Genomic DNA, 9176 nt, shown 5'->3' on the forward strand with positions numbered 1-9176 from the left:
CGGGTCAGGTCGCGGACCGCGGCCAGGACGTGGGTGGAGTCGGTGCGCTGTGTGGTGCGCTCGCGCACCAGACCGGCCTCCTTCAGGCGGGCCAGCGCGAGGTCGAGGAGGCGGTCGGCGCGGTTGTCCTCGGTGAGACGGTCGCGGAAGTCGGCCAGCACGCTGTGGTGGAACCCGGGGTCGTCCAGCTCCATGGCGTGAAGTCGGTCCGGAGCGCGGTTCCGGCCTTTCGACCGGCCCGTTTCTCCGGACCGCTTCCCGCACCCGCCGTGCGCCTCTCAGCGCAACGGGCGCTCCACAGGTCCCGCTTGTCGATCCATGAGGAATTCACTCATTCCGTGGTCGGCCATGCGGAGGGGATGACTGATCCCCGGTACCGGTAGCGTGTGGTGCCTACCTTCGCCGGGCTGAACAGTTCCCGTTCCTCGCTGGCCGGCCACCAGCCCCCGCCGCAGAATCGCCGGCGGAGGTCCTTCCAGTTCATCCGGGGGTGTTTGCGCCGCAGCCACCAGATGACCCGGCCCCAGACATACGAGGTCAGGTACTGGAAGGTTGCACTGGACACTCCCGGCCGGAAGTAGACGCACCAGCCCCGCAGCATCCGGTTGAGCTGGATGAGCAGGGTGTCGAACGGCAGGTCGGTGCCTGTCTTTCGGCACTGCGTCCTGACCTTGTCCATCACGGCCGCCAGGGCCTTGCGGGACGGGTACGTGTAGACGTAGTGCTTCTCGGTGCCTCGTTTCTGGTGGCGCTGGATGCGCCAGCCGAGGAAGTCGAGGCCCTCGTCGATGTGGGTGATCAGGGTCTTCTCCGGCGACAGGCGCAGGCCCATCGTGGCGAGGACCCCGGCGGCCTCTTCCTTGAGCGCCTCCGCGTGGGCACGGGTGCCCGACACGACCAGGCACCAGTCGTCGGCATATCGGATCAGCCGGTAGTTCGGCAGTCCGCGGCGACGGCGCTTGAGCCGGTCGTTGAAGGTGCTCGCCGGTCCTCCCGGACCCCGGGCGATGTGCTCGTCCAGGACGGAGAGGGCCACGTTGCTGAGCAACGGGGAGAGGATCGACCCTTGCGGGGTTCCGGTGTTGTTCTCCCGAAGGATGTGGTCCTCACCGAGGATCCCGGACTTCAGGAATGCCTTCACCAGGGCCAAGACGCGTCTGTCCCCGACGCGAGCGCGCACCCGGTCCATCAGGGCCGTGTGCGAGATCTCGTCGAAGCAGGCTTTGATGTCGCCCTCCACGATCCACTCGTAGGAGTGGGACGTGAGGTGGCGGACCTCGGCCACCGCGTCATGGGCCCGGTGGTTGGGGCGGAACCCGTAGGAGCACGGGAGGAAATCCGCCTCGAAGATCGGCTCCAACACCAGCTTCAGGGACGCCTGCACCACCCGGTCGGTCACGGTCGCGATCCCCAGACGACGCAACTTGCCGCCCGCCTTGGGGATCATCCGTTCCCGAACCGGGAGCGGGCAGAAACTGCGGCCCTTGATCGAGGTCCGCAGCCCGTCGAGGAAGATCTCGACGCCCCGCACGGTCTCCACGTAGTAGGCGGTCTCGCCGTCCACTCCAGCCGTGCGGGCTCCCTTGTTGCCCCGCACCCGAGCCCACGCGACCAGCAGGAACGCGGGATCGGCAACGAGGTTGAACAGGTCATCGAACCTGCGATGAGAATCCTCGCGGGCCCAACGGTGCAGCTTCGTCTGGATCTCCAGTACCCGCAGCTCCGCCCCGAACAGGGCGCTCTGCAGCTCGTCGGTGTTCACCGGCGACAACCTCCTGGCTTTCCAGTCCTTCCACTGCTGACTTGCTGTCCCCCTTCGCCATGTACGCGCCTTTCGCGCGCTCGGACTACTACGAGGACTCCGCCACGCCCCGGTGCCGTCAGCCGACGACGGACCTGCCCTCCGCCCAACTGGCCGTTGGACGGGAAGGGCGACACCAAGACGCTTCCCACGTTCACCACCACCCGGTTGTCGAGTGAGCCGTCCAGCTGTGCCCCGGCAGCCTCGCCATGCCTACGCCGCAGGCATTCAGCATGGCATCCCCACCGGCGCTATGAATCCGGCTTCGGAGTCACCACCAACTTCGGTGGTGTGCACTGCTTCCCGGCCCAGATCCGCCAGATTGGAGCCGGTTCAAGTGTTACGGGGCTTCGGACGCTGGTTCCTCTCGTACGGCGTCTCGTCTCGCTTGCCGGACCCGCACCGTCTGGCAGTGCCGATGCGTCCCGTCGTTGTCGGGGCTGCTTACCGCCCTCCCGCGCGTCTCCGCGATCAGGCTGCCCCCAGCTTCGCTAGTCTGCTGCGACAGACCAGCGACAAGGGTCTCTCACCCTTGCCCGGAGTAGTGGCGCCTCGTGGCGCACCATGGCGTACTTGAAGTCGATGCGGCAGCGGACCGCCTCGGCGGCCTGCCGGTCCGACAGGCCGAGCACGAACTGCAGCACACAGACGGTGGCCAGCTGGGCGGGCGAGAGGCCCGGTCGACCGTCACGCGGATACCAGTCGGCGAAGTCCTCGTCACGCCACAGCCCGTCCAGGCGGTCTCTCACCCACATCGCCGCCGTACCGCCCGGGTTGCTCGCCCTCGCGATCTGCGCGGTCAGAGGCGGGACTTGCTCACCGAAACGAGGACGGAGCGACAACGGACACCTCGACAACGCGTCGGTGCTGGGAATGCTGGAGGAGCGGGAGGCTGCTGCCCGGGTGCGGGTGGAGGGCCTGCGGGAGGAAGTCGCGCGGCTGGCTGAGGTGCTGGAGGCAGCGGAGATCGAGCTGGACCGACGGGTGATCGCGCGGGAGGAGCTGGTCGAAGCCCTGGCCGTGTCCGCCGCCGAGTCCATGCCCTGACCGGGGCCGGGGGGAGCGGGAGCGGCTGCTCGTTATCGACTATGCCCTCAAACCGCTTGAGACGCTTCTGACGGGATGTTAAGGCCGCAGTCCTCGGACGCCACGGGGGGTGCCGAGGCCGGTGGGGCCGTCGTAGCCGGGGCGGGCGACGCAGAGGTAGGCGGGGGAGCAGCCAGCGAAGGAGTTGTACCCGGCGAGGACGTCGCTGAAGGCTCCGGGGTGGGCGTACGGGTAGGAGTTCGGGCGGTCGGTGGGGCCGGGTGTGCCGGCGATGGCGTACATGCTGGCGATCAGCGGACTTGCCAGGCTGGTTCCGCCGCTCACGCCCCATCCGGACCCGCTGAACGTGTTGTAGATCGCAAAACCGGGGAAGGGGCTGGCAAGGGCGGAGATGTCGACGGTGGTGCGGCGCGGGCAGCCGGGGTCGTGTTGGAAGGCCGGTTTGGGTTCGTAGAGGGAGCAGGCCGAGCCGCTGCCGAGCCACGCGGTTTCGGACCAGCGGTAGCCGTTGTGCGTCGGGATCCGGTGCAGAGTGGTGCCACCGGCCGCTGTGACGTAGCGGGAGGTGGCCGGGTAATTCTGGTCGGGGTAGCCGCTGTCGCCGCTGCCGGCGACGAAGGCGATGCCCGGGGGGAAGTGGGTGTCGAGGGTCGTCTCGGCGGGCTGCTCCGGGGCGGCCCAGCTCATGGAGACGAACTTGGCCCCCTGCGCCACGGCCTGGTCGACCGCCGGTAGCAGGCTGGAGACGAGGAGGTTGTTGTTGGCTTCGACGAGAAGGATCTTGCAGTCGGGGCAGGCGGCGCTCACGGCGTCGAGGTCCAAGGACGTCTCCAGCGCCCAGGTGGGATCGGTGGTGGGGGGTGGTGTGGTGCCGCCGTTCTGGTTGATTTTGCGGAAGCAGCCGTTGGCGGTGGTGCACGGCGGCAGGTGGAAGGTGCGGCGGTAGACCGCCAGGTCGCTTTCGGCGTTGGGGTTGTCGAAGGCGTTGACGATGGCGACGGTGCGTCCGGCGCCGCCGTGGCGGGGCAGGTCGTAGGCGCTTTGGATGTCCTCGGGGTGGTAGCCGGGGATCTGGCTCTCGTCCTTCGCGGTGTGCAGCGGGGGCAGGTCGGTGCGCAGCAGGGCCATGCAGGAGGCCCGGTCGGGTCCCGTTGGAGGAGCGCATACGTGCTTGTATCCCACTTCCCTCCCGTCGCGGTCGCCCGTGGGTCCGGCGGCCTGGGGCTGTCTGCCGTGGTCCTGGGGGCGGGCTTGGGCACCCGCGGGAGCGGCTGCCAGGCTCAGGGCCAGGAGCACTGCTCCCAGCAGCAACCGCACGGTGCGCACTGGCCGCATGACGCTCCTTCATTGCTTTGGGCGCGTGGGTGAATGCGCCCAGGCGTCGGCCCTGGCGCCCGGTTTGGTTTCCTCACGCGGGCGGCCCCGGCCGGTGTGGGCGGCATCAGGCGACATCATCGGCATCGCGGATGGCGGACAGCTGTGTCCGCCACGAGTGGACGCTTCGGATGCAGCAGCGCCCTCACCTTTACGGCCTACTCGCGGTAGCTCATACGGGGTCGACTACTGCGACCCCCGATTCGGGGCGGCGGGCACGGAGGTTTGAGGGGCAGCCAGGTAGCGGCAGTGAACCCATGGATCTCGGGCCCCGGCGGGCCGCTGGTGCGGTGCGGTGTTCTGGCCGGGGCCGCAGACGGGCGTGGGGAGGTTCAGCCGGTGCAGCCGGGGACGGGGTCTGGCCCGGCGCAGTTGTCCGGGTGGTTCTTGCGTACTGTGGAGTGGTCCAGCGTCACCGTGCCGCCGCCGGTGTTGTAGATGCCGCCGCCGCTGCCCGGACCGCCGTTCGCGCTGTTGCGCTCCACCGTGGAGCTCTTCAGCGTTGTCGTCCCGGTGTTGTTGTTGATGCCGCCGCCCCAGATGTCGGCGGTGTTGTTGCGTACTGTGGAGTGGTCCAGAGTCAGCGTGCCGCCGGTGTCGATGCCGCCGCCGATGCCCGAGGCGATGTTGCGCTCCAGTGTGGAGCGGACCAGCGTCACCGTGCCGCCGCCGGTGTTGTGGATGCCGCCGCCGAAATCGGCAGCGTTGCTGCTCACTGTGGAGTCGTACAGCGTCAGCGTGCCGTTGTTCTCAATGCCACCGCCGTCGTTGTCGCCGTCGTTGTCGCGCACCGTGGTGCTCTTCAGCGTCACCGTGCCGCCGGTGTTGTTGTAGATGCCGCCGCCGACGCCGGCGGTGTTGTTGCGCACCGTGGAGTGGTCCAGCGTCACCGTGCCGCCGGTCTCGTTGTAGATACCACCGCCGAAATAGCCGGCGTCGCTGTCGCGTACCGTCGAGTCGGTCAGCGCCACCTCACCGCGGCCGTTGTAGATGCCGCCGCCGACGAAGCCGTTGCCGTTGGTGATGGTCAGCTTGTCCAGCCGCACCTGGACGGCTCCGGTGACCGTCACGGTGGAGTCTGCCTGATTGCCGTCCAAGACTGCGTCTTTCAGTCCGGTCACGGTCAGGTCCTTGCTGATGGTGAAGTTGCCGACGCAGGTTCCCGCCACCCGCAGCGTTGCCCCTGAGGGGGCCGCGTCGATCGCGTCCTGCAGGTTCTGGGTGCGGCATTGCACCACGGTGTCCTGGACGGCCGCGGCCGGGACCGCCCCCACCAGGCAGGCCGCCCCCGCCATCACCGTCACCGTCGCCGCCGGCACCCGCCGACGCCACACCGCCCGGGCCGCTCGCATGCGCATTCCGCTCCTCCGTCTCTGTGGCAGGGCGGGACCGGCGGCCCTGCCCTGCTCTCGCGCCTGGGCGAGGGCGGCATAAGCGCCCACGCGTGGAACAAGGGATGCCCCCGTGCACGGTCGGCGGGGCGGAGCCGCGCTGGAGGCAGCCCGTGCGTCCCCCGAACGGCCGGGGCCGATGACCGGTGTGGTTCACGGGCCTCAGTCGCTGGTACCAAGCCCACCAGACCACGGTAGGCATCCTTCATGCCGGAGAAGAGAGACTCTCGACGTGGCCCAGACTCTCGGGGATGCCGCACTTCGCCCGGCGGGCTGTTTTTACGGGATCGGCCTTCGGAGATGCCGGGTTCCAGGTCTCCGGGAGGAACCCGGGGGTGCCAACCACCGTTCGGCGCGGCCCTGCTTGTCGGAGTCTCCAGAGCGGCGGGCGTGCGCCAGCAGACGGGCGCGCAGCGGTTCGGGCAGGCCGGCAACGTCCCGCTTCTGGCGCGGGCGGGTCTTCCAGCCCACCAGATGCCGCACGGCCCCGGCATCGTGCCGCTCCTCGGCCCGCGGGTCGGCCAGCCCGGCGAGCAGATCGGCGATCGGAACCCTGCCAAGCAGCTCGCCGGGCACGTCCTCGTGGACGGGGTAACCGGAGCAGCGCCCGCTGCCGGAGCCGTACCAGTCGAGCAGGGCCAGCACCCGATCCACCGGGTCGGGGAACGTCAGCTGCAGTCGGTCCGTGAGTTCCGCGAGCAGTTCGGGGGAGGGCCTGCCACCTGTGCGGGAGAGGTCGAGGATCCGGTCGCCGGTCCCCTCCAGTCCGGCGGGCATCGCGGCCAGCCAGTTGCGCTCCTCTTCGGCCCCTTCCTCCGCTCGTAGCCGGTCGGCCTCGAACTGCTGCATGGGGCCGGGCATGCCGTGCCCGTCCAGCCACGCCAGGAGCAGGCGGCCGTCAGCGAGGACGGCGTCGCTCTCCCACTGCCCCCACCTCAGCGTCGCCCCGTGGTGCAGGACGATGACTGCAAGCCGCCCACCGTCCCGGTCGAACACCTCGAAGCGGACGTCCCCGCCGCACATGCAGTGGAACCCGGGCAGCGATTCCACGGCCATGGCCATCCTGATCTGCGCCGACTCCGCCGGATCGGAGAGGTCCACCCGGATCTCTCCGTCCACCCCGAACCCGCTCACCGAGCTCACCTGGACCACGTGCGCCTGCTGCAGCACTCTGTCCAGCGCTGTCGTCCCGTCCATGTACCGACCCCTCCCCGCCTGGGCCGCAGGTGCACAGCCTGCCCGATTCCACCGCAGCCCCGACCGCCTCGCAACCCGGTTCCCCCGCGCCCGCACTTCAGCTCGCACGCCGACAGGCGGATCCCACCGAGGTGAAGGTGAAGCCGTCCGTGAACAGGGTGCCGCCGTCACGGAAGGCGAGGAATTGTCAAATCCTGTGGATTGGCCGGGATCATTTGCGGCTGGTTGCATGGGCTGCTTACCGAAGTATCTGAAAATGGCTGGCTGGCTACCGGCTGGTTTGGTGAGGATGAGCGGATGATCGCCTCTTCGCCCCAAGGGCCTGTCGAGCCTCCACGTATCGTCACCAAGCTCGCGGCGGGGCAGCCGGTGCGGGCAGTATGGAAGAACGAGCTCGGCGGGTTGACGTTCCAAGTCGGCTCGGGTGATACGCGGCAGTTTGTGAAGTGGACGCCGGTCGGCAGCGGTATCGATCTTGCGGCTGAGGTGGCGCGTCTGCAGTGGGCGGCGAGGTTCACGGTGGTGCCGCGGGTACTCGGCGAGGGCGCTGACGAAGCGGGGTCCTGGATCATCACCCATGGCCTGCCCGGACGTACGGCGGTGGACGAGCGTTGGAAGCGCGATCCCGGCACCGCGGTGCGCGCGGTCGGCTCCGGGCTGCGGGCGCTCCATGACGCGCTGCCCGTCGCGGACTGCCCGTTCGACTGGTCGGCCAAGAAGCGCCTGGAGAGTGCGCGGTCACGAGGGGCGGCGGGCATGACCGGTCCGGCGGACTTGCCTGAGGACCTTCAGCACTTCGGCACTGTCGAGCGCGCGCTCGGCATGCTCGCTGATATTCCGCCCGTCGACCGGCTCGTCGTCTGCCATGGCGACGCCTGCGCTCCCAACACGCTGGTCGGTGACGACGGCATGTGGACCGGACATGTCGACCTCGGCACGCTCGGTGTCGCCGACCGCTGGGCTGACCTCGCTGTCGCCACATGGAGCACGCAGTGGAACTACGGCCCGGGATGGGAAGAGCCACTACTCGAAGCCTACGGAGTCGAGCCGGACCTGGAACGGATCATGTACTACCGGCTGCTATGGGAACTGTCGGACTGAGCACGCATTGGGCGGTCGCGTGGTTCACAGCGCGTCACTCAGCTTGGGCTGGGACGCCGGGCCACGGGATCGAACCCCGCTTGGGCCAGCCGCTTTCCAGGCCTGCCGCCACCGCTGGACCGACCGGACGCTGACCCGTAACTCCTTCGCGATGTCCGTACTGCCCCGCCCGGCGGCGAACATCACCGCTGCCTCCATCCGGATCCGCTCGCGAAAGGCTTGCCTCTCAGCGGTCAGACCCCCACCCTGCGGATACCTCATACACCTGGCATACCGCGACGATCACCGATCGTCAGCCCCTACGACAACCCACCTTCACTGTCAGTAATCCCGTTGGCGTCGCTGCCGACTTTGCTGCCGCAGGTATGGGACGCGGCTGCGGGGGGTGGCAGGGGCCCGGGCGTCCGGACGGATGACCGAGCTGAGAGTGGCCTTCGGTTTGGGCTCGGTGCGTCAGCCGCCAGTTGGCCGCCGCGTTGCGGACGGCCGCTTTCGGTGTCCGCTGCCAGGGGCTGGCCGCCGCTGGGGTAGCCGTTGTGTGCGGCCCACACCCGTGCCCAGCGGCCAGGGTGGGATCCCCCTGGCCATGGCTGAGGGCCTGGTAGATGGCGGTGTCCCGGGCCTTCGATGCCGGCGGCGAGCGTGTCCCTGAATTCAGGGACAGCGGTCTTCCTCCACCACCAGGTTGTCGGGCCAGAGGCCGTGCTCGATGAAGTGCTCCACGGCCTGGCAGGCGACGGGGAAGGGGACAGTTTCCCTGTCGGAGTACGTGTCGATCTGCCCGTTGGACAGCAGATATCCGCCAGAATTGCCCTCGCCGCGCGGATCGACCAGGTGCTCCCCGGGATCGTCTGCGCCGTCCATCAGAGCAACCATCGCGCGCTCACCGTTGGTTACCACAGACAGGAGGCGGCCCTGGCCATCCTCGAACCATGTCTCCTGGCTCGCCCAGTCCAGCCTGTGTACGAGCAACGAACGGGCTTCCGCACCCGAGTAGCCGTCAGAGGCGTAGCCCCGCAGACGCCAGCGGTGGGATATGGCCATTGGATTCTCCGATCTGGGGTCCCCGGCGTATATTCGAAGACAGGCTGATTGTCCCACCCGAAGCCTGACCGACCCGCTGGCCGACTGCGGGAACTCCTAAGGTTCCCCCGCTGTGTGGGGGTGGCTGACTAGTGCTGTGACCGCATAGGTTCGCCGGGTTGGTGGTCGTGGCGGTTGGATGTGCGGTGACGTTCATTTCGACCGCTGGAGGCGCGGTGGCT

Annotated in this window: 9 protein-coding genes and 1 pseudogene; 2 read left to right on the forward strand and 8 right to left on the reverse strand. The window is 68.8% G+C overall.

Annotated features, from left to right (window positions below; genetic code table 11):
• The 3 genes from ABTY04_RS39345 to ABTY04_RS39355 form a co-directional block, all read right to left on the reverse strand.
• The coding region (locus tag ABTY04_RS39345) for a transposase (RefSeq protein WP_502996820.1) at window positions 1-194 on the reverse strand (194 nt) is incomplete at its 3' end.
• 137 nt (window positions 195-331) lie between these two features.
• Window positions 332-1762 (reverse strand): group II intron reverse transcriptase/maturase, encoded by a 1431-nt coding sequence (gene ltrA, locus ABTY04_RS39350; RefSeq protein WP_352218240.1) that lies wholly within the window; start codon window positions 1760-1762, stop codon window positions 332-334.
• 530 nt (window positions 1763-2292) lie between these two features.
• Window positions 2293-2550 (reverse strand): transposase, encoded by a 258-nt coding sequence (locus tag ABTY04_RS39355; RefSeq protein WP_352218241.1) that lies wholly within the window; start codon window positions 2548-2550, stop codon window positions 2293-2295.
• 115 nt (window positions 2551-2665) lie between these two features.
• Here ABTY04_RS39355 and ABTY04_RS39360 point away from each other — a divergent pair, with 115 nt between their 5' ends.
• Window positions 2666-2848 (forward strand): hypothetical protein, encoded by a 183-nt coding sequence (locus ABTY04_RS39360; RefSeq protein ID WP_352218242.1) that lies wholly within the window; start codon window positions 2666-2668, stop codon window positions 2846-2848.
• Window positions 2849-2926: 78 nt separating this feature from the next.
• Here ABTY04_RS39360 and ABTY04_RS39365 read toward each other — a convergent pair whose 3' ends face one another.
• From ABTY04_RS39365 to ABTY04_RS39375, 3 genes are all read right to left on the reverse strand, one after another.
• Window positions 2927-4183: a S53 family peptidase gene (locus ABTY04_RS39365; RefSeq protein WP_352218243.1), complete on the reverse strand. Its 1257-nt coding sequence runs from the start codon at window positions 4181-4183 to the stop codon at window positions 2927-2929.
• 371 nt (window positions 4184-4554) lie between these two features.
• The gene (locus tag ABTY04_RS39370; protein ID WP_352218244.1) at window positions 4555-5574 is read right to left on the reverse strand and encodes a right-handed parallel beta-helix repeat-containing protein; all 1020 of its coding nucleotides are present in this window, start codon (window positions 5572-5574) and stop codon (window positions 4555-4557) included.
• Between the two features lie 318 nt (window positions 5575-5892).
• Entirely contained in the window at window positions 5893-6810 is a 918-nt protein-coding gene (locus ABTY04_RS39375) for a hypothetical protein (RefSeq protein WP_352218245.1), read from the reverse strand.
• Between the two features lie 297 nt (window positions 6811-7107).
• On the opposite strand from ABTY04_RS39375, the gene ABTY04_RS39380 reads away from it, so the two are divergent.
• On the forward strand, window positions 7108-7911 hold the full coding sequence (locus tag ABTY04_RS39380; RefSeq protein ID WP_352218246.1) for an aminoglycoside 3'-phosphotransferase: 804 nt from the start codon (window positions 7108-7110) through the stop codon (window positions 7909-7911).
• Between the two features lie 30 nt (window positions 7912-7941).
• Here the strand turns inward: ABTY04_RS39380 and ABTY04_RS39385 are convergent.
• A pseudogene (locus ABTY04_RS39385) lies at window positions 7942-8172 on the reverse strand (helix-turn-helix domain-containing protein); the annotation flags it as partial.
• A gap of 393 nt (window positions 8173-8565) precedes the next feature.
• A complete protein-coding gene (locus tag ABTY04_RS39390) occupies window positions 8566-8775 on the reverse strand; it encodes a hypothetical protein (RefSeq protein WP_352218248.1) in 210 nt (69 codons plus the stop codon).
• Window positions 8776-9176: the final 401 nt, after the last annotated feature.

This window comes from Streptomyces sp. NPDC097981, assembly GCF_040302565.1.
Taxonomy (GTDB): Bacteria; Actinomycetota; Actinomycetes; order Streptomycetales; family Streptomycetaceae; genus Streptomyces.

Bases quoted from the DNA above. Each gene is read 5' to 3' on its own strand.
- ABTY04_RS39375 (WP_352218245.1), bottom strand. From the start codon at position 6,810: ATGGACGGGACGACAGCGCTGGACAGAGTGCTGCAGCAGGCGCACGTG.
- ABTY04_RS39370 (WP_352218244.1), bottom strand. From the start codon at position 5,574: ATGCGAGCGGCCCGGGCGGTGTGGCGTCGGCGGGTGCCGGCGGCGACG.
- ABTY04_RS39390 (WP_352218248.1), bottom strand. From the start codon at position 8,775: ATGGACGGCGCAGACGATCCCGGGGAGCACCTGGTCGATCCGCGCGGC.
- ABTY04_RS39365 (WP_352218243.1), bottom strand. From the start codon at position 4,183: ATGCGGCCAGTGCGCACCGTGCGGTTGCTGCTGGGAGCAGTGCTCCTG.
- ABTY04_RS39380 (WP_352218246.1), top strand. From the start codon at position 7,108: ATGATCGCCTCTTCGCCCCAAGGGCCTGTCGAGCCTCCACGTATCGTC.